13 protein-coding genes are annotated in these 21,424 nt (G+C 67.2%); 1 reads left to right on the forward strand and 12 read right to left on the reverse strand.

Annotation, left to right across the window (positions count from 1 at the left end):
* Positions 1–3: 3 nt before the first annotated feature.
* The 12 genes from kdpA to IB230_RS08040 all read right to left on the reverse strand — a co-directional run bounded on the left by kdpA (position 4) and on the right by IB230_RS08040 (position 18,142).
* Positions 4–1,704 carry a potassium-transporting ATPase subunit KdpA gene (gene kdpA / locus IB230_RS07985; protein ID WP_192270712.1) on the reverse strand — a complete coding sequence of 567 codons (1,701 nt, stop codon included), beginning with the start codon at positions 1,702–1,704 and terminating at the stop codon, positions 4–6.
* A 121-nt stretch (positions 1,705–1,825) separates the two neighbouring features.
* Positions 1,826–2,545, reverse strand: coding sequence for a TorF family putative porin (locus IB230_RS07990; RefSeq protein ID WP_192270714.1), 720 nt, complete (start codon positions 2,543–2,545; stop codon positions 1,826–1,828).
* A 119-nt stretch (positions 2,546–2,664) separates the two neighbouring features.
* Positions 2,665–3,849: a CoA transferase gene (locus IB230_RS07995; RefSeq protein WP_192270716.1), complete on the reverse strand. Its 1,185-nt coding sequence runs from the start codon at positions 3,847–3,849 to the stop codon at positions 2,665–2,667.
* Positions 3,850–3,970: 121 nt separating this feature from the next.
* Entirely contained in the window at positions 3,971–5,788 is a 1,818-nt protein-coding gene (locus tag IB230_RS08000) for a beta-L-arabinofuranosidase domain-containing protein (protein WP_192271396.1), read from the reverse strand.
* Between the two features lie 5 nt (positions 5,789–5,793).
* A complete protein-coding gene (locus IB230_RS08005) occupies positions 5,794–7,986 on the reverse strand; it encodes an SUMF1/EgtB/PvdO family nonheme iron enzyme (RefSeq protein ID WP_192270724.1) in 2,193 nt (730 codons plus the stop codon).
* Positions 7,987–7,999: 13 nt separating this feature from the next.
* Positions 8,000–8,947, reverse strand: coding sequence for a ribokinase (locus IB230_RS08010; RefSeq protein WP_192270726.1), 948 nt, complete (start codon positions 8,945–8,947; stop codon positions 8,000–8,002).
* Positions 8,944–10,179 carry a serine hydrolase domain-containing protein gene (locus IB230_RS08015; protein WP_192270728.1) on the reverse strand — a complete coding sequence of 412 codons (1,236 nt, stop codon included), beginning with the start codon at positions 10,177–10,179 and terminating at the stop codon, positions 8,944–8,946. The genes IB230_RS08010 and IB230_RS08015 overlap by 4 nt, the downstream gene beginning before the upstream one ends.
* Before the next feature lie 124 nt (positions 10,180–10,303).
* Complete coding sequence (locus tag IB230_RS08020; protein WP_192270730.1) at positions 10,304–12,544, reverse strand: TonB-dependent receptor; 2,241 nt, start codon at positions 12,542–12,544, stop codon at positions 10,304–10,306.
* A gap of 228 nt (positions 12,545–12,772) precedes the next feature.
* Positions 12,773–13,648 (reverse strand): LysR substrate-binding domain-containing protein, encoded by an 876-nt coding sequence (locus tag IB230_RS08025; protein ID WP_192270732.1) that lies wholly within the window; start codon positions 13,646–13,648, stop codon positions 12,773–12,775.
* A 73-nt stretch (positions 13,649–13,721) separates the two neighbouring features.
* Complete coding sequence (locus tag IB230_RS08030) at positions 13,722–16,148, reverse strand: sodium:solute symporter (RefSeq protein WP_192270734.1); 2,427 nt, start codon at positions 16,146–16,148, stop codon at positions 13,722–13,724.
* Entirely contained in the window at positions 16,145–16,990 is an 846-nt protein-coding gene (locus IB230_RS08035; RefSeq protein ID WP_192270736.1) for a CoA ester lyase, read from the reverse strand. Before IB230_RS08035 ends, IB230_RS08030 begins: the two co-directional genes overlap by 4 nt.
* 135 nt (positions 16,991–17,125) lie before the next feature.
* The gene (locus IB230_RS08040; RefSeq protein WP_192270738.1) at positions 17,126–18,142 is read right to left on the reverse strand and encodes a sugar kinase; all 1,017 of its coding nucleotides are present in this window, start codon (positions 18,140–18,142) and stop codon (positions 17,126–17,128) included.
* A gap of 238 nt (positions 18,143–18,380) precedes the next feature.
* On the opposite strand from IB230_RS08040, the gene IB230_RS08045 reads away from it, so the two are divergent.
* The gene (locus tag IB230_RS08045) at positions 18,381–21,188 is read left to right on the forward strand and encodes a TonB-dependent receptor (RefSeq protein WP_192270740.1); all 2,808 of its coding nucleotides are present in this window, start codon (positions 18,381–18,383) and stop codon (positions 21,186–21,188) included.
* Positions 21,189–21,424: the final 236 nt, after the last annotated feature.

Raw genomic sequence — 21,424 nt, forward strand, 5'->3', positions numbered from 1 at the left:
TTCTCAGAGCGCGCCCAGCGCAAGGTGGTCGGCGATGGGGCCGAGGACCAGCACGGGCATGAACTGCAGCAGGGTCAGGATGACGACCACGGCGATCAGGGTGAGCGCGAAGGTGGGGGTTTCCACCTGCAGCGTGCCGGGGCCTTCGGGCGTGGCGCGCTTGCGTGCGAGCGAGGCGGCGATGGCCAGCGGGATGATCAGCGCGGGATAGCGGCCGAGGATCAGCATCAGCGTGGTGCTGAGGTTCCACCAGTACGTCGCATCGCCCAGGCCTTCGAATCCGGAGCCGTTGTTGGCGAACGCCGAGGTGTACTCGTAGAACACCTGGCTGATGCCATGGAACGACGGGTTCGAATTGCCGGTGATCGATGGCACGGCCAGCGTGATGGCAGTGAAGGTCAGCAGCGCCAGCGGCTGCAGCAGCACCAGCGCGGCCAGCAGCTTCACTTCATGCGCTTCGATCTTGCGGCCGAACAGTTCCGGCGTGCGACCGGTCATCAGGCCGGCGAGGAACACGCTGAGCAGCAGGTAGACCAGGAACTGCTGCAGGCCGCAGCCGATGCCGCCCCAGATGCTGTTGACCAGCATGTTGCCCAGGGTCACCAGGCCGGTCAGTGGCGCGGCGGAGTCGAGCATCATGTTGACCGAACCGTTGTTGACGCCGGTGGTACTGGCGGCCCACAACGCGGAGGCCTCGGCGCCGATGCGGACTTCCTTGCCTTCCATCAATGCGATGTCCTGCGCCGTCGCCGCATGGCCTTCGAACCAGATCGCCAGGCCGGACGTCGCCACCCACATGGCCATCATCGTGCCGACGACCAGCGCGGTGAATTTCCTGCGGCCGGTGAAGGCACTGACCATGAAGGCCACGCCGACCGGAATCAGCAGGATCGCCAGCGTCTCCAGGAAGTTGGCGAACGGCGTGGGGTTCTCCAGCGGCACGGCACTGTTGGGGCCATACCAGCCGCCGCCGTTGCTGCCCAGCTGCTTGGCCGCGACCATCGGCGCGACGGGGCCGACGGCGATCTTCTGCTCGGCCATCTCCGCGCTGGCGTCGATCGGCGTGGCGATCGGTCCGCCCTGCAACGTGGACGGCACGCCCTGCCAGGTCAGCGCCAGCGACCACAGCAGGCACAGCGGCAGCATGACGCGCACGGTCGGGCGGATCACGTCGGCCCAGTAGTTGCCGACATCGACGTCGGCGCCGACCGGCGTGGCCGCCTTGTCGCCGCGTCCACCGAAGAAGCCGCGCAGCGTGGCCACGACCAGCGCCAGGCCCATCATCGGCGACACCACCTGCAGGCCGACGATGCCGGTCATCTGCGCGAGGTGCGACAGCTGCGCCTGGCCGGAGTAATGCTGCTGGTTGGTGTTGGTGAGGAACGACACCATGGTGTGCAGCGCCAGGTCCCAGCGCATGTTGGGCGCGTCGTTGGGATTGAGCGGCAACCAGGCCTGCGTCATGAAGACGATCCAGGTCAGCACACCGACGACCAGGTTGCTGGCGAGGAACGCAAGCGCGTAGCCCTTCCAGCCCATGCCCTGCGCGGGGTCGATGCCGAACAGACGATAGAGCGGACGTTCGAGCAGGCCGAACACGGCGTCGCCGCGCATCGGTGCGCCGCGCATCACGGCCGCCAGATAGCGGCCCAGCGGCCAGCCCAGCGCCAGCACCAGCACGATAAGAAGAAGGAATTCGATCATTGGGATTCACCTGACGGCGTGCGTGCGCGCCGCGTGATCAGCAGGAACATCAGGCCGGCGCCGGCGAGCACGCCGGCGAGCGACAACGACAGATGCAGGAAGTCAGTGAACATGGCGGCACTCAGAACGAGGCTTGCAGGGCGGCTTCCACGCGGGAACCCGCCAGGTCCGGGAACAGCGCCTTGGCGCTGCTGTCGGTGGCATGCGCGGTGACGCGCAGTTCGAACGGGGCCTTGAACGCCCACACCGCGCCGAGCTGCGCGTGCGCGTAGCTGTCGTTGTAGGCGTCATCCAGCCAGTAGTAACCGGCGGCGGCTTCCAGGCGCACCTGCTCGCTGAGCGGGAATTTCGCGCCGAGCTGCGCGTAGGCACCGGCTTCGTCGGTCGCCAGCGCGTCGTTGGAATAGCCCAGCTGCGCCCAGTAGTTCTGCTTCCAGGTCAGCGTGCCGATCGCCTCGGTCCAGTTGAGGTCGACGGTGGTGGACGGATAGCGGTAGTGGGTCAGGTTGACGTCAAGCGCCCAGTCTTCGGCGACGTTGCCGCTCCAGCCGACGGTGACGTCCAGTTCGCTGCTGGCCTTGGTCTCCGGGGCGAACTCGACGTTCGAGCCCCAGATCGATCCGTACAACCCGTTCTCGGCCGTGGCCTTGAAGCTGGCCTGCACGGCCGGGTCACCCTGGGTCTGGGTGGTGCCGCGCCAGACGTAGTCGGTGGTGATCGCGCCGGAACCATTGAACGTGGCGGCGCTGGCGGACGAGGCGGCCAGCAGCAAGCCGGCGGCGAGGGAGGAAACGACGAACGCAGGCGTGGGCCTGCGCGAAACGGAGGAGATGAAAGACATGAGTGCGATCCGAGGCGGAGGAGTTCCGCCGACCGCGAAAGTCTGGTCCCGGGTCGCGTAAAGCCGCTATGCGCTGCGGCGGGCGCGCCGTAAATTCGGCGTAAAACGCGCGTTCTGGCTCAACCGGACGCGCGCGTCCTGCTGTGGCGGCCGAGCACGTGGTCGGCATCCTGGTCGAACGTGGGCGCGGCGAACGGCGCCGGTCCCGGCGTGCGACCGAAGGCGATCGGGCGCGTCACGCCGCGGTAGCTGCCGACCACCGGGTGCGCGATCTCCGCCACCATGTCTTCGGCCAGCACCTGCGGGTGCTCGAACATGTCCTCGACGCGGCGCGCCGCCGCGCACGGCACTTCGTCGCCGAAGTGTGCTTCCCACTCCTGCGCGGTGCGCGCGAGCAGCGCGTCGTGCAGCTGCGGGACGATCTCGGCCGCGTGCGCGGCACGCTTGCGCACGGTGTCGTAGCGGGGATCGTCGGCCAGCGCGTCCAGGCCGGTCAGGCGACACAGCGCCTTCCAGAAGCGCGCGGTGTTGGCCGACAGGTAGAGATACCCCTCGCGCGCCGGATGGATGCCGGTGACGCCACCGGAGCGCATGTCGCGGCCGATGTCGAGCGCCTCGCCTTCGGCCCAGATCATCCGCGCCGACTGCATGGTCAGCGCGCTGCGCAGCAGCGATACGCCGACGAACTGGCCCAGCCCGCTGCGCTCGCGTTCGTACAGCGCCGACGACACGCCGCCGGCGAGCAACGCGGCGGCGTAGTAGTCCACCACCGAACCGTAGATGATTTCCGGCGCACCACCGCGCTTGCCCTGCAGCGTGCACATGCCGGTCATGGTCTGCAGCACCTGGTCGTAGCCGGCCTTGTCCTTCATCGGGCCGGACTCGCCGTAGCCGGTCACCGCGCAGTAGATCAGCCGCGGATTGATCACCGACAGGCTGTCGAAGTCGATGCCCAGCCGCTTCGGCACGCTGGGACGGAAGTTGTGCACCAGCACGTCGGCCTCGCGCACCAGCCGCAGCAGCGCGGCGTGGTCGGCCGGCTGCTTCAGGTCCAGCACGACGCCCTGCTTGCTGCGGTTCACGCCGAGGAAGGCGCGGCTTTCCTTCTCCAGCGTGGACGGGTACTGGCGCAGGTTGTCGCCATCCGGCGGTTCGACCTTGACCACGTCGGCGCCCTGGTCGGCCAGCAGCGTGCAGCCGTAGGGACCGGCGATGTAGGCGCTCAGGTCGAGCACCTTGACGCCGCTCAGCGGCCCGGCGGGGCCGTGGCGCCGCGGGGCGCGGAAGGGAGAGGCAGTGTCCATGGGAAGAGGCTCCTTCAACCGCCACCTGCTGGTCGGGGACCAGTCTGGTGCAGGCGGTGCAGCGGATACAGTCGGCCGCCGTAGTTTCTGCGGCCACAAATTCTTGCGAGCGCGTGCGCGTTCATGCCGGCGGCAGCGACAGCCAGGTCAGGCGCCAGGCGCCGTCGACGCGACCGCCGGTACGGTAGTACGGCCAGAACAGCAGCGGCGGCCGGTAACCTAGTTGCAGTGCGATGCCCGGACCGTCGCTGTCGTCGGCCACCGGCAATACCTGCAGCCAGTCGTCCTGCGGGCCATCGGGCAGACGGATCGTCTCTTCGGTCTTGAAGCCGTCGACCAGCTCGGTGGCGTAGACCAGCGGCCCGCGCGTCAGCCCAACGTAGTGCAGATCCAGCACCTGCTGGCGCACGTCCGAGCCGTCGGGTGCGCGCGATTCCTGCACGTTGCGCAGCACCTGCCGGTGCAGCGCTGGCCGCAGCGGGAACAGCAGCTGCACCTGGTCGCCGGCGCGCCAGTGGCGACGCACGGAGACGAAGGTACCCGGCACCACCGGTCCGCGCACCGCTTCTCCGTTGATGGCGACGGTCGCGCCTTCGGCCCACGAAGGAATGCGCAGGCGAAGCTCGAACGTGGCCTCGCGTTCGGGCTGCACTTCCAGCGAGATGTCGCCTTCGAACGGATAGCCGGTGTGCTGGCGCAGTACCAGCGTGCCGGCGGCGGGATGCGCCAGGCTGGCGTCGCCCGGACCGTAGATCTGCACGCGGACGACATCACCCTGCACCGCGTAGGCGAGCGATGGCAGCTCCTCCAGCGCCATCGCGCCGCTGGACTTGCAGCAGCGCCAATAGGTGGTGTGCACGCGGCGGCCGTTCGGGAACGAGTAGTAGCACCAGTCCTCGCCGTCGGGCGCGAATGCACCGAGCAGGTCGTTGTACGCGGTGCGTTCGATCTCTTCCGCATAGCGCGCCTCGCCGGTCAGGCGCAGCAGCTCGCGGTTGAACTGGATCCACGACAGCAGCGAACAGGTTTCGACATAGGCCAGCGGACTGAAGGTACCGCGCGCGTTGAACACCTCGCGCGACCGGTGCGCCACGCCGCCCCACGGACCGCCGCCCAGCGTCAGGTGGTACTGGTGGATGTTCTCCCACATCGCCTCGACGGCACGACGCAGCGCGGCATCGCCGGTGGAGCGGCACAGCTTGACCAGGCCGACCAGATTCCACAGCAGCTGGTAGGCCTTGCCGGTGGCGATCTCGGAGGCATCGGCGCCGGCTTCGATCGCGGGCAGCAGCCGCAGCGCGGGATGCGCGTTGGCCTGCGCCAGCACCTGCTGCGCCAGGGCAAGGAAGCGCGGCTCGCCGGTTTCCTCGTGCAGTTCCAGCGCGGCGTCCATCAGCACGGTGGCCGACATGCCGTGGTGGTTGCCGAGCGTGGTGATGTCGATGCCGTCGGCGAGCGCGTGCGCGCACAGGTCGGCGATGCGCGCGGCGGCCTGCGTGTAGCGGACATCGTCGAGTGCGCGTGCCGTCTCGATGAAACCGAGGATCAGGTAGGCGTGCACCCACATGTCCCAGGTGCGCAGCGCGGGCGCGCCGTCCCAGCTGGGCGGCTTCGGCGGCTGTGGCTGGGTGAAGCGGCGCTCGGGTGCATAGGTGCCGAGATAGCCGTCGTCCTCCTGCACGGACAGCAGATAGTCGGCGACCTCGCGCAGGTGCGCGCCGAGTTGCGCATCGCCACTGCGGCCGTAGGCGCGCGCGGCGGCGGACAGCCACTTGCCGGCGTGCTCGCCATACCAGTCGCCTTCGGTGTTCTGCGCGCGGTGCGCGGGCGCGAACAGCGCGATGGCCGGACTGTCGGGACCGGTGATGAAGTGCGACAGGCGGCCGCGCCGGTTCGCATCGAGGGCGTCGCCCAGCAGGCCGCCGAGGGTGACCTTCATGGCACTCACGCCGCATCCACCACGCAGCGGAAGCCGATGCGGCCGGAACGGTCCTTCGACGGCGCCATCAGCAACAGCTTGCCGTGCTGGTCCAGCCGCTTGGCCTGCGGGAAGTACCAGTGCGAGGTGCGCGGCTCGTAGTCGCTGCCACCGCGCACGATGGCGGCGCGGGTGTGCTCGTCGTGGAACTCGTCCGTCCATTGCCACACCTTACCGACAAGGTCCATCACGCCGAACGGGCTGGCGCCTGCGGGATACGCGCCGACCTCGGCCGGCGGCGGCAGCACACGGCCGCGGAATACCGGCGGTGCCGCATCGTCGCGCCACGCATCGCCCCACGGATACAACCGACCATCGGTGCCCTGCGCGGCGTACTGCCACTCCCAGCCATGCGGCAGGCGCTTGCCGGCCCATGCGGCGTAGGCACGCGCATCCTCGATCGACACCCACGTCACCGGCCTGTTTTCCCAGTCTGGCTGCGGTGCGCCATCGCGCCAGTCGCGCAGGTAGTTGCCGGTGTCCTGCGGTGCGTAGCCGGTCGCATCCACGAACGCCTTGTACTGCGCATTCGTCACCGGATGGCGATCGATATGGAACGCCGCGACCTGCATCCGGCGGCGGTGGTGGCGACGCGCGGTCGGTTCCCACGGGAACTGCACGTCGACGCCTTCCCACACCTGCCCTTCGATCTCGATGCCCTGCACGGCGAACAGGAACTCGCCGGCGGGGATGGTCACCATGCCGTCCGGCGCAACGGCCTGCGGTGCCGTCGGTGCGATGGTCTGCAGGGTCTGCGGCAACGCGGTCCATTTCGCGGACAGCGAGGCGAGCGGTGTCGCCGCTTCCTTCGCCATCTCCGCGAGGAAGTCATCAAGTCCTTCTACCTCTACGCCTTCGCGCAAGGCCAGCAACGCGCCGAAGCCACGACCTTCCAGCGTCGTCTCGAGGATGGCCTGGCCATCGATGATGCGCGGCTGCAGCGTCGTGCCGTTCCACAGGTCGACGTAGCGCGTCCCCTCGACATGCGGCACCGCGAGCTGCTCGCCTTCGATCGGGTACTCGTGGCGGTTGACCAGCGTCCACACGATACGACCCTCGCCGGGGAAGCGGCTGGCGAAGATACCGGCCTGCAACGTGCGCTCGTACGGGCGCCAGTCGAGGCTGACGAACAGCGACGGGAAGCGGCGGTAGATCGCGGCGATGCGACGCAGCGAGGCGGCATCGCGCGGGGTCAGCTGGTTCCACAGGCCCCACACGTTCTCCCAGGCGTTGTAGCCGACGCCGTTGAAGAAGATGTATTGCAGGTCGTGGTTGCGGTCGCGGCCCCAGCGGTTCTCGTAGTTGATCATGTGGCGCGGTTCCAGCCACTTGAACTTCGCGACCGGCGGCACGACCTCGTTCGGCGCCTTCTTGCCCCAGCTCTGCACGTTCCAGATCAGGTGCTCCTCGGCACTGATCGTGGACTCGGGCTGCACGACCACCGGATGGCCGAGCGCGTCGCAGGCATCGAAGAACGCTCGCGGCACGCCGTTGTAGGTGTCGCCGTTGATGCCATCGGCACCGACGGCGTTGACGATCTTCGCGATGGCCTGCCAGTCGGGCTCGCCTTCGTCGCGGGTACCGTTGTCCCAGGGCATGGTGGTGAGGAACACGCGCACGCCGCGGCGATGGAAATCGTCGACCGCGCCACGCAGGCCTTCCAGGCCGCCCGGCAGGCTGCGCGCCAGGTCGAACTGGTTGCGGTCGTCCACGCCGATGTTGGGATACACGCACCACAGCAGCACGCTGTCGAGGCCGCCGAAGCGCGCTTCCAGGTCGTCGAGGTAGCGGTCGACCGTGTAGTGGCCGGCGACGGGATCGTAGAGGTAACGGTCCTCGACCATCACCTGCGCGTGCACGAAGTTGCGCTGCGCCCATTGCAGTTCCGGCCGGCGGTAGTTGGCGTCGTCGTAGCCGATGCGGGTGAGGTGTTCGCGGCGCCAGTCCTTCAGCTCGGCGACCCAGTCGTCGGCCGAGGCGTTGGCATCGATCTTCCACTGGCCGATATCGGCGAACGGCCAGCCCGGTGCCTTGCCCGGCGTGGGCAGGTAGCGCTGCGTGGTGACGTGGGAGAACTTGTATTCGGTCTTCACCGGCGGCGCGCGATCGTCGTCGTGCGGGTTGGCGGGCGAAGCATCGGGGGACGTGGGGGTGTTCATGGGGGATATCGGATCAGGAACCGGAAAGGCCGCTGTACGCGGCGAGCGCCTCGCGGCGCGGGGTTTCGTTGGTTTGCCCGGCAAGCCAGGCGTCGACCTCGGCGCGCGTCGGCACGCTGGTCTGCGCGCCCAGGCGCGTGCAGGCCAGCGCGGACGCGGCACTGGCGAAGCGTAGCGCGTCCGCCAGCGGGGCATGCTGCGCCAGGCGCGCGGCCAGGGCGCCGCAGAAGGTGTCGCCGGCCGCCGTGGTGTCGACGGCGTCCACCGGAAAGGCCGGTTGCAGGAAGAGTTCGCCACCGCGTCGCGCAATGCAGCCGCGGGCGCCCAGCGTGACCACCACGCAGGGCACCGGCAGGCGCGCGAGCTGTTCGGCCAGCGTACCGGGGCCGGCCAGCGTGGCGAGTTCGCCTTCGTTGACGACCAGCAGGTCGACGTCGTCCAGCAGGCCCGCCGGCAGCGCAGTGGCGGGTGCCGCATTGAGCATGACGCGGACGCCGGCCGCGCGCGCGACGTGCGCGAAGCTGGCGACCGTGTCCAGCGGGGTTTCCAGTTGCAGCAGCAGATGGCTTACACCGCGCAACGACGGCAGGTGGTGCGGCCGCAACGCTGCGTTCGCCCCCGGCGCGACGGTGATGGCGTTCTCGGCGTCGTCGGACAGGCAGATGAAGGCGGTGCCGCTGGCGACGTCCGGCGCGCGGATGACGTGCCGTTCGACGCCCGCCTCGGCGAGCGCCCGGTCGAGCACGGCCGCATACGGGTCATCGCCCAGCGCCAGCAGCATGCGTGTATAGGCGCCGCCGGCACGCGCGCAGGCCACCGCCTGGTTGGCGCCCTTGCCGCCCGGGAACGTGGCGAAGTCGCGCCCGAGCACGGTTTCGCCGGGTGCAGGTACATGCCCCGCGCGGACGACGAAGTCGAGGTTGGCCGAGCCGGCCACCAGCACGGTGGTGGGTGCGGTCATGGCCCGACCACCTGCTGCACATGGTTGTAGAACCCTTTGGCCACGCGCGGCAGATCGCCGGGCTTGTCGTTGGGCAGATGCTGCAGCAGGAGGATGCCGATGGACTGCGTGGCTGGATCGATCACGAAGGCCGTCGATGCCGCACCCGTCCAGCCGACCTGCCCGGCCGCACCGGTACGTCCCTGCGCGGCCGGGTCGAGCAGCACCGACAGTCCCAGGCCGAAGCCGCGTCCCGGCGTCTCGTCGATCCACGGACGTTCCAGCCCCAACGGCGCCAGCTGATCGCGGAACATGTCGTCCATCAGCGCCACCGGCACGAACTGGCGTTCGCCCACGCGGCCGTGCGCCAGCAGCATGCGGGCGAAGGCGAGGTAATCCGACGCCGTGGAGTACAGCCCTCCCGCGGCACTGAAATAGGGATGCGGCCGGGTGCCGGGGTAACGTGCGGTCGGCTCATCGGACAGCACCAGTCGTCCGTCGCCATCGATGCGGCTCAGTTCGACGATACGGTCGCGCTGGTCGACAGACACTTCGAACCCGGTATCGACCATGCCCAGTGGCACGAAGAACTCGGTATGCAGGTAGAGCGGCAGCGGCTGCCCGCTCCACACCTCGACGAGCCGGCCGAGCACTTCGGTATTGACGCTGTCGTAGCCCCGCTGCGTGCCCGGTTCGGACGCCAGCGGCACCTTGCCCACGCGCTGGACATAGGTGGCCAGGTCGAGGCTGTACTCCAGGCGCGCCTCGATGCGACGACGCATGGCCTTGCCTTCTCCGATCGGGAAGCCGGCGGTGTGGGTGAGCAGGTGGCGGATCGTAGGAGACCGCACCGGCGCGCGGCCGATGCCGCTGACGCCCATCACCTTCAACCCCGCCAGCTCCGGCAGGTGCTTGCCGATCGGATCGTCCAGCGCGCCGTGGCCCTCGCCGATCAGACGCAGCACGGCCGCCGACACCACGGGCTTGGTCATCGAGTAGATGCGGTAGATGGCATCGTCCCGCAACGGGCGGGTGCGGGCGAGGTCGGCGAACCCCAAGGTCTCGTCGCGCACGATCCTGTCGTCGTGCAGCACGACCATGCGCGCACCGGGATATCCGGCATCCACCACGTGCTCCTGCAACCACGCACGCGTATCCGGCTGCGTCGGTGCCGCGACGGCGGCGGACGAGAGCATCAGCAGGGCGGACAGTGACAGCAACGCCCGCAGGCACGCTCCGTGTCGCGGGATCATGCATTTCCTCCTGGACCCGCTGCACCGCGGCAGGTCTCGTGGCGATGTTGCCGGGCCATCTCGGGATGGCCCTGCATCGAGGCGCCGTGCGACAGGTTCTCGCCGGCGCCGTGTCGGCGCTGGATCAGAACGAGCGCTCGTAGGTCAGAGAATACATCCGGCCGCGGCCCGCCCAGTAGTTGCGGAAGCCCGGCACCTGCGACCAGGTCAGGATGTACTGCTTGTCCAGCAGGTTCTCGACGCCCAACGAGAAGCGACCCACCTTGTCCACGGAGTAGTTCATGCTGAAGTCGAACAGCGTGTACCCGGTGGTGTGCTCTTCGTACTCGAAGCTCGTGTCGTTGTACTCGCGATAGTCGCTGCCGTAGAGATCGCGCGACATCTGCGTCGCGGAGCTGAGCGTCATGTCGCCCTTAGGCGAGAACTTCCAGCGCGCCGTCAGCACGAGCTTGTCCGGGTTGGTATCCAGCGCACCCATCGGCTTGTTGAGGCCACCCGCATCCCAGCGCCCTTCCAGGTCGGACGTCCAGAACGAAGTCCAGCCCTCGGTGTGGGCGTAGACGGCGGAGACCTTCCAGTCGTCGTTGACGTACCAGTCCACCGTCGCCTCGTACCCCTTGATGCGGGTCGGCGCGCGGTTCAGCACGAAATCGTTGGTGCGCCAGTCGACCGCGAGCGAGCTGCCGAAATCGGCGTTGGACTCGTAGTAGGACGCACTGACGGACAGGTGCTTGCCGTGCCAGTTGAGGCCGATTTCCTTGTTGTCCACGATGATCGGCTGAAGATCGACGATCCCCTTGACGGTCTGGCCGTCGGTATCCACGTTGCGCAGCGGGATGCCGACATTGGGCAGTCCGAAGCCTTCTCCGTAGGCGACGAACGCCGACAGCTGGGGGGTGATCTGCCAGACCGCGCCCAGGTTCTTCATCGTGTCGGTGTAGCTCAGCGTTCCACCTTCGACGAACTTCCTGCCCCGGTACCAGGTGGTCGTGTACGAATCGACGTTCAGTTCACCATCTTCACGGCGCAGGCCGCCGCTGATCGTCACCGGTCCGATCTCGTAGCTCAGCTGCGCGTAGGGCGCCAGGCTGATGTACTCCATCGGCGGAACCCACAGGCGGTCGGTCAATGCGAGGCGCTGGTCGGCGGTGTCCTTGACCCAGTCCACGCCGGCATGCAGTTCCAGGCCCTCGATGTTGAACAGGTCGGGACGCGTCCACGAGGCACGCAGGCCGCGCTTGTCCGAGCGGATCTCCGACTGGTCCCAGATGCGACCGTCGGGACCGTTCGGCGGGATGTCCGGATCCTGACGGTCGTTGCCGTCTTCCGGCGGATAGCGCATGGCCTGATCCGCCCAGTAGCCGTTGAGCACGAGCGTGCCGCCGAGGAAATCGGCATCGGTGTAGACCGCATTGAACTGCTTGAAGTCGTTGAACTCGGCCTTGGTCTCGAACAGGTGACCGCGCTCCGAGGTGTTCGGTCGCGGATCCTCGCACCAGACGGGCTCATAGCGGCAACCGTCGACCTGGCGGTAGTTGCCCTTGCCTTCGATCTTGAAGTCGCTGTAGCTGGCCTGCAGTCGCTTCTCCCCGGCTTCGCCGAAATTGAAGCCGGCCTTGACGAAGAGATTGTTGGCTTCCGAATCATGCAGCGAGCCGCTGGTATTCATGCCCAGGCGCACGCCGTCGCCGTCGTAACTCATGCCGCGATCGATCCGGGAAACGCCTACGACGACATCGAAATCGTCTTTCTTGTGGGACATGTTGGCGCCGATCTTCCAGCCCGCGCTGTCGTCCTTGAACTGGGTCGAATAGCGGGTGACGAGGCGGAACTTGGTGCCGTCCTCGCTCGGCTGGGTGGAGATGTAGTTGATGATGCCGCCTGCCGCGCCGATGCCTTCCGACGCCGAGGGGCCGTTGATGACCTCGATCCGTTCGACGATGCCCATGTCGGTGAACGTGGCGTTCCGGGTGCCCTCGCGCAGCGGCGAGCCCTGCGGCACGCCGTCGAACAGGCGCAGCGCGATGCGGCCGCGCAGATTCTCGCCGGTATTGCTCATGGCCTGGGATGCTTCCGAATAGCCGGGCACGGTGCGCGCCAGCACCGCGGTCGCGTCTTCGGTCACCAGCAGGGTGCGCTGGATATCCTCTTTCGACACCACATTGATGGCGCCCGGAATCTTCTCAACGGACTTGGGCGCGCGCGTACCGGTGACGATCATGCGGTCCAGGTTGACGGCCTCCTTCCCGCGCTCCTGTTCCGCCGCCTTGTCCTCCGGCAACGGGGTGTTCTGTTGGGCTTGGACGCTGGCGCTGACGGCGGCGGCCAGCAGGAAAACGCCGAACGCGGCGGGTACCTGTTTCATGGTCTGTTCTCGGAATGCTTCGGTGGACGGCGAGCGCGCGTGCGCATCGGCGCGTGGCTAGGTGGGTATGCGAGAAAGGCCGCCCCGGCGGCCGGCGTGCCCAGCGTTCCTCCCAGACGCTCGAACCCGACGATGGTCAAAGCCTAGGTCGACGCCCGTCACGGAAAAATCGCCCGCGGATATGTTCACAGGCTAGTTTTTGTAGCGTGCACTGCAACATGGCGACGCTCAGGCGTGGCCGGTGGCGGCACGGCTCTCCTGCAACAGCACGGTAACCAGGCGGATGCGCACCGACGAGCGCGACCACACCATGCCGATCCGCCGCGGTTCGCTGGGCAGCGGCAGCGGGATGCGGACCAGGTCCAGGCCTTCGGGCCACGGTCGCGCCCAGTCCGGCACCAGCGACACACCGAGCCCCCGATCCACCATCACCGCGATGGCATTGAGGCCGTTCAACTCGAACCGCTCGCGCGGCACGATGCCGGCGGCACGCAGGTACTCGTCCGCCACGCGGCCGCCCCACTGGTTGCGGTCGTAGCGGATCAGCGGTTCGGTGCGCAGCAGGTCGTGCGGATCGCGGCCCGCCATCCTCGCCGGCGCAATCATCACCAGCGGTTCCTCGCGCAGCAGTTGCCAGTCGCAGGTCTTGGGCAGGATGTACGGCGCCTGCAGCACCAGCGCGGCATCGAGCTCCCCGGCTTCCACCGCGCGATAGAGCTCGGCCGAATAGCCGGGACGGATGAAGACGTTGATCTGCGGGAACTTGTCGACCATCCGCGCCAGGATGTCCGGCAGCATGCCCGCCAGCGCGGTCGGACAGGCACCGAGGCGAAGCTCGCCGGACACCTCGCTGTCGTTGGCGATGCTGCGCATGTCGGCGACGTCGCGCAGTAGGTCGCGCGCACGCTGCAGGATGCGCGAGCCTTCTTCGGTCAGGCTGACGGTACGGCCGGCGCGCGCGATCAGCGGCGCGCCGAGCTCGCGTTCGAGCGTGCGGATCTGCTGTGCCACCGCCGCGGGGGTGATGTTGAGCACGCGTGCCGCCGCCGCCATCGAGCCGCGGTCGGCCACCACCACGAACGTATTCAGGAACTGGGTATCCACGTGCGCTCCCCTCTTCGCGTCAGGCTACACGAGCCCGGATGCGCCAGCGATGGGACCTATGGCGCATGCGCGATCAGTCCGCACCTGCCGCCGCATCCTTGCGGTGGATCGTCAAGCCCTCCAGCGAACGGGTCGGCGCGGGGAAGCACAGGCTGGCGAGATAGCCCACCACCACGCAGACCAGGATCGAGATGGCGAGATAGAAGTACGGGTGCACCAGGTCGTACCACCAGGCCACGAACGTCAGCACGATGGCGGCCCCGATGCCGATGGCCACGCCCTGCGAGTTCGCACGGCGGGTGAACATGCCCAGCGTGTAGGCGCCGGCGAAACCGCCACCGAGCAGGCCGGCCAGTTCGATGGACACATCGAACAGCGAGCCGATGTCGAAGCGCGACAGCACCAACGCCGCGCCTATGCCCACCAGACCCACGACCACGGTCATGATCTCGGCGAAGAACACGCCCTTCTTCTGCGACTTGTCCTTGGCGAAACGCTCGTAGAAGTCGACCGTGATCAGCGTGGCGACCGAGTTCATGATGCCCGACAGCGTGGCCATCGCGGCGGCGAAGATGCCGGCGATGATCAGGCCGGTGACGCCCATCGGCAGTTCCGCCGCGATGAACAGCGGGAACGTCGCGTCCACCGGCAGCAGCGGATTCATGCGCTCGGGGTTGTTCTTGTAGTAGACGAACAGCGCCGTGCCGATGCCGTAGAAGATGAAGCCGCCGGGAATCATGATGGCGGCGAACGCCCACACCGAGCGGCCGGCCTCCTTGTCGGACTTGGTGGAGAGCACGCGCTGCATCAGCACCTGGTCCTTGGGGAAGGTCAGCACGACCTCGAACAGCACCAGGAAGATGAAGCCCCAGACGGTGGCCTTGGTCAGGTCGAAGCTGAAGTCGAACAGCTTGGTCTTGTCCTCGGCCATCGCGATCTGGGTGAACTCGCCGAAGCCGCCCTTCAATGTCCAGACGATGAAGAGGATGGCGAAGATCGCGCCACCCATCTTCACGATGACCTGCACCACGTCGGTCCAGATGACCGCCTTCATGCCGCCCATCGCGGTGTAGATGATGGTGAACCCCCCCATCAGCCAGACACTCCACACCACGTCAATGCCGGTGATGGTGGAGATGGCCAGCGCGGGCAGGAACAGGATCACGCTCATGCGACTGCCGATCTGCATGAGGATCGCCAGAGCACTGGCCAGCATGCGGATGCTCGGGTGGAAACGCGTCTCCAGATAGGAGAACGTCGACATCAGGTTGAGCCGGCGCAACAGCGGCACGATCCAGATCGCGACGAACATCAGGCCGAGCACCGCGATCAGGTTGTTGGTCAGGTACTGCCAATTGGTCTCGAACGCCTTGGCGGGGATGGCGATGAAGCTGATCGAGCTGGTGTTGACCGCGTACAGGCTCAAGCCCGCCGCCCAGAACGGGATGGTGCGGCTGCCGACGAAGAAGTTCTCGGTCGAGTTGCGCTTCTCGCGCAGGTAGAAGTACAGGCCGATGCCGATCATCGCGGCCAGGTAGACCACGATCACCAGCCAGTCGAGCCACGTCAGCAGGTGCTTGCCGGACTGCAGCAGCAGCGCGCCGGCATCGCCGTTAGGCGTGGACCACGCCAGGCCATCGCCCCAGGGCGCGAACGTGTCGGCGCTGGTGGGCACTGCGGCCGGCACGTCCGCCCATGCCTTGGTGATGACATGGAACGTCACCAACCGGCGCGTCGGAGCGGTCTGGCCGTTGCCGTCCACAGCGAACAGCAAGTGCGCCTGGCCGATGGTGCGTTCGGCACCGGGCACCAGATGTCCCGGCAAGGCCGGCATCGCCGACCAGCCCGTTTCGCGATGCCAGCGCCACAGGGCATCGACGCCAGTGCCGGGCACGGTGGCGAACAGTTCGCCACGTTGCGCGAGCAGACTGCCCGCGACACCGCCGCCCGGCCAGGCATCCAGCTTCGTCCAGCCTCCCTGCGGCGCGCTCACCACGAGGCGATAGAGCGAAGTGGCGTTGTCGGCACCCATGCCGACGACATAGAGCGTGCCGTCGCCTTCCGCCAGCCGCACGTCACGCAGCGGCTGAGGCAATACCGGGAGTGCGCGCAGTTCGAGCCGACCCCGATGCACGATCACCGCGGACAGCGTTGCCGCGCTACGGGCTTCTTGCGTCATCGGCAACGCGTAGAGCTTTCCTCTCGTCGCGGTGATCCACTGCAGACCGGATGGCGTTCCGTCAGGCAAGGCCAGCGTCTGCCAGGCCTTGGCGCCGGAAGGCAGTTGCCAAGCACCTTGGCTGTTGAAGGCCAGCAGCGCGGTGTCGACGGCGTGCAGTGTCTGTACACCACCCGGCACAGCGGGCAGGCGGTCTTCGCGGACGGTCGTCAGGCTCTCCGCCTGCACGGCGGACGACAGGCCGCATAGCAGCAACAGCCAGCCCATCGTCAGGAAACGTCGCACACCGGCGGTCCACGACCGCACTCCCCCCTGCTTCATTGCTTCTCCTCATGCCGCACCGTGGCCAGGACGGCGCGCGCACGCGCCAGGAACGGCGCATCGACCATTCGCCCATCCACCGCATACGCTCCGTCTTCGGCGGCATCGACGATCCGCCGTGCCATCTCGATTTCCTCATCCGTCGACGCGAATACGCTGTTCGCCCACGCCAACTGGCGTGGATGCACGCAGCTCTTGCCGACGTAGCCCAACGCACGCGCGGACGCGGCCTCGGCCCGGAAGCCCGTCTCGTCGTCGAGCCCGGGGAACGCCGCGTCATAGGCGAACACGCCCGCCTCGGCGGCCGCCATCCGCAACGCGTACTGCGCGGCGTGCACGTTGCGCAGGTCGGTACGCCGGATGCCGTGGGGTTCGAACAGATCGCCGAGGCCGAGTTGCAGGCCGCGCACGCGCGGATGCGCCGTTGCGATGGCCACGGCGTTGCGCAGCGCACGCGGGGTTTCGATATTGACCAGCAGGCCGGTCCTCTGGCGGAACTGCAACCGGGCCTCGATGGCCTCGATCTCCGCCATCGCCTGCCTGAGTTGTTCTGCGGATTCGATCTTGGGCAGGTTGATCAGGTCGATGTCGAGCGGCAGGACCGCGCGAAGATCGTCCTCCCAGGCGTGCGAGTGCCATGCGTTGGTGCGGACGATCACCTGCTTGCCGGCGCTGCGGTGCGGCGCGGCATGCAGGAAGGCAGCCACATGCGTTCTTGCATCGGCCTTTGCCGCCACGGCCACCGCGTCCTCCAGATCGAAGGACAGGATGTCGGCCTCGCTTGCCATCGCCTTGGCGAAGAGGGCTGGCCGATCCCCGGGCACGAACAGTTTGCTACGCATGGACGGCGCTCATCATGGCGCGCAGTCTGCGGGATTCACGAGACCGGCAAAGCCCTGCCCGGCATCTTCAAACGATAGTTTTTGCTGCGTTCCAGGATACTGCAACGCAACAACCGCCTGCTTCCCGACGCGTGCTCAGCGCTTCACATCCAGACTGTTCTCGCCCAGGAACGCCTGCACGTCGGCGGCCCCGACCAGATTGAAATCCCCCGGCAGCGAATGCTTGAGACAGGCCGCGGCCACGCCGAAGTGCAGCGCGTCCGCACTCTCCATGCCGACGAGGCCACCATGCAGCACGCCTGCCGCGAACGCGTCGCCGGTGCCGATGCGGTCGACGATCGGGGACACCTCGTAGGACGGCGTGGTCAGCAGGCTGCCGTCCGCCAGTGCCGTGATGCCCGACAGCGCGTGATGGTCGACGCTGCGCTGCACGCGCACCGTGGCCGCCATCTGCCGAAGGTGCGGGAACGCCTTGAACGCCGCCGCCGCACCCGCCGCGAACCGCTCCTGCGGCGTCGCCTGCGGGAACTCCAGGCCGAGCACGACCTGCAGGTCGCGATGGCTGGCGAAGAGGATGTCCGCTTCCGCCATCAACCCCCGCAGGATCGTCGGCGCATCGCCTCCCCAGGCTTCCCACAGCTTGGGCCTGAAGTTGCCGTCGAAAGACACCTTCACGCCCGCTGCGCGCGCCGCTTTCACGGCCACCAGTACACCGTCCGCCGCCTGCTGCCCGAGCGCCGGCGTCACGCCCGACACATGCAGCCAATCGGCACCGGCCAGCAGGGCCGGCCAGTCGTGCGTGCCACCACCGGCGCGCGCGAACGCGGAGTCCGCACGGTCGTAAAGGACTTCGCTGGGTCGCTGGATGGCTCCCGGCGTCAGGAAGTAGAGCCCCATGCGTCCCGGCACCTGCTGCACCGCGCGCGTATCGACACGATGCCGGCGCAATTCGCCCACGGCGGCCTCGCCCAATGCGTTGTCCGCGGCCAGTCCCACCATGCGCGCGTCATGACCGAAGCGCGCCAGCGAGACGGCGACGTTCGCTTCGGCACCACCGACATGCACATCGAGCAGCGGCGACTGCAACAGCACCTGGCGGCCGGGCGCGCCAAGGCGCAGCAGCAGCTCACCGAAACAGACGATCTTCCCCATCCAGTTCTTCTCCCGTGACGTTGGCATCGCGCGCCGTGCGGGCCGCTCCAGCTTGTCCATGGGACAAGATAAACCGGCCCGACCGACAGTTGTTGTTGCAGCGCACACTCTGTTAGCGTTGTTTTTGACCAGCGGTGTCATTTTATCAGCTGGCACGATCTGGAAGGGAAGAAACAGCGCTTTTTCGCCAATAAAACAGTCGCAACACGCGGCCATGGTCCCTTGAGGAGGGGAGAACATGCCAGTCAGTCACCAGAACCGGAAGACACCGGTTACCTTGCTTGCCGTTTCGATCGGCCTCGCGCTGCAGATGGGTGCAGCCGCCCAGGCCCAGGAGGCAGCCCAACCGGCCGATTCCGGCCAGTCCGCGTCCCCGCAGGCGGATCTCGGCACGCTCGACACCGTCAGCGTCACCGGCTACCGCGCCAGCGTGGAGAAAGCCCTCGACATCAAGCGCGGCGAAGCCGGCGTGGTCGATGCCATCGTGGCCGAGGACATCGGCAAGTTCCCCGACCTAAACCTCGCGGAATCGCTGCAGCGCATTCCCGGCGTGGCCATCACCCGCGACGCTGGCGAGGGACGCAACATCTCGGTGCGCGGCCTGGGCCCCGACTTCACCCGCGTGCGCATCAACGGCATGGAAGCGCTGACCACGGTGGGCGCGACGGACCAGTCCGGCGGCTCGAACCGCGGTCGCGGCTTCGACTTCAACGTGTTCGCCTCCGACCTGTTCTCGCAGCTGATCGTGCGCAAGACCGCACAGGCGGATGTCGAGGAAGGCTCTCTGGGCGCCACCGTCGACCTGCGCACCGCACGCCCGTTCGACTACGACGGCTTCACCTTCGTCGCCAGCGGCCAGCTCAGCCACAACGACATGGCCAGCGAGACCGATCCGCGTGCGGCGGCATTGATCGCCAATTCCTGGGCCGACGGCAAGTTCGGCGCCCTGCTGTCCGTCGCCTACTCCGAACGCCAGTTGCTCGAGGAAGGCAGCGGCACCGGCCGTTGGGCGAACGGACCCAGTAACGGTGGTTTCAGCGCCGCGTCGCCGTTCGCGGCCGCACGCGCGGCCGATGTCTACCATCCCCGTTTCCCGCGCTACACGCTGATGGAACACGACCAGAAGCGCACGGGCGTGACCGCCTCGTTCCAGTTCAAGCCAAGCGATCGCACCCAGTTCGCACTGGATGCGCTGTACTCGAAGATCGATGCCACGCGCGACGAGAAGTACATCGAAGCAATCTCGTTCAGCCGCAACGTCGCCAATCCGAATCCGGCCACCAATCCCCTGTCGGGCAAGCCGCACACCATCGTGCGCGATGGCGTGATCCAGAACGGCGCACTCGTCTACGGCCTGTTCGATGATGTCGACATCCGCTCCGAGAGCCGTCACGACGAATGGAACACGGTCTACACCCAGCTGAACTTCGAGGGTGAGCACGAGTTCACCGACAACTTCAAGATCAGCGGCAAGATCGGCACGTCCAAATCGGAGCATGAGAATCCGATCCAGACGACGATCATCATGGACAAGTACAACGTCGACAATTACAGCTACGACTATCGGGGCAACTGGTACAAGCCGGTGCTGAACTACGGCATCGATCCTCTGGATCCGAACGGCTGGACGCTCGCCGAGATCCGTATCCGTCCGCAGTACGTGACCAACGAGTTCGACAACGCACAGCTGGAGTTCAACTGGAACATCAGCCCCGGTTTCCGCCTGAAGGGCGGCGTGCAGGCCAAGGACTACTCGTTCGATACTCGCGAGCTGCGTCGTGGCAATGAGCTTTCGGTGCCGACGTTCTCAGACGGAACGCGCTTCGTGCCCGCCGACCTCACCGAGCTGGCCCGCCTCAGCGGCGTGAGCGGATCGCCCGGCACCTGGGTCGTGCCCGACTACCAGGCCGTCGCGGACTTGTTCGACATCTACAGCAACAGCGGCACGTTCGCGGTCACCGAGCGCGCGGTCAACACGCGCAGCGTCGAGGAAGAAGACCGTGGCGTCTACCTGATGGGCGAGTTCTCGACCGACCTCGGCCCGATCCCGCTGTCGGGCAACGTCGGTGTGCGCTACGTGCGCACGAAGCAGACTTCCACGGGCATCGCCACCACCAGCGGCACGCCGGTCGCGGCCACGGTGACGCGCGAGTACAGCGATACCCTGCCCTCGATGAACCTGGTGGCGGAACTCAGCCCCGACCTGCTGCTGCGCCTGGGTGCCGCCAAGGTGATGTCGCGTCCGGGCCTCGGCTCGCTGACGCCGGGCGTGACGGTTGCCGTCGCCGGCGGTGCACGCACGGTGTCAGGCGGCAACCCGAACCTCGACCCGATCCGCGCCAAGACCGTCGACCTGGGGCTGGAGTGGTACTTCAACGAAGGCGCGATGCTCGGACTGGGCGTGTTCTACAAGGACATCGACAGCTTCGTGCAGACCACGCGCGAGATTCGCAGCTATGAATCCAGCGGACTGCCGGCCAGCCTGCTGGAAGGCACGGGCGCCTCGGTCACCGACGACTTCACCTTCACCATTCCGCTCAACACTCCGGGCGGTGAACTGACCGGCTTCGAGGCCAACTACATCCAGCCGTTCACCTTCCTGCCGGGCAAGTGGGCCAATCTCGGCGTGCAGTTGAACTACACCTACGTCGACTCGAAGATCCAGTACGTCAACAGCGCAGGCACCAACGTGCTGAAGACGGACCTGCTGGGCCTGTCGAAGACCGCCTGGAACGCCACCCTGTTCTACGAGGGCGAGCGTTTCTCGGGCCGCGTCTCGGCGACCAATCGCGACGACTACCTGATCCAGGCGCCGGGTGCGGAACAGGGCTTCCATCTGGATGGCGTGCATGGCCAGACGGGCACGACCACGGTCGATGCCTCGGTGCGCTGGAAGATCAACGACCACCTGGAGCTGAGCCTGGAAGGCATCAACCTGACCGACGAACCGCAGGAATCGTGGGTGTCGAACCCCAGCGTCACCCTGCCGCTCGACTACAGCGAGACCGGCCGCCAGTACCTGCTGGGGCTGCGCTACAAGTTCTGATCGGTTGACCGTCATGCACCTCCCTGCGAGGTGCACCCGAAGCCCGGCCGCCTCTCCCGGCCGGGCTTTTTTGTGCGCGCAGCACACCGGGCGCAACGCGAAAACGATTTCACGCGGCGCCTTGTCCCGGGACATTTTCTCCATTCGAATCAATAGCTTGTTGTTGCAGCGCACTCTCTGTTAGCGTCTTTGACCAGCGGTGTCATTCAACGTGCGCCGCCTTGGAATCGTCGGGG

Source organism: Pseudoxanthomonas sp. PXM01 (assembly GCF_014851815.1).
In the GTDB taxonomy this organism is placed as follows: domain Bacteria; phylum Pseudomonadota; class Gammaproteobacteria; order Xanthomonadales; family Xanthomonadaceae; genus Pseudoxanthomonas_A.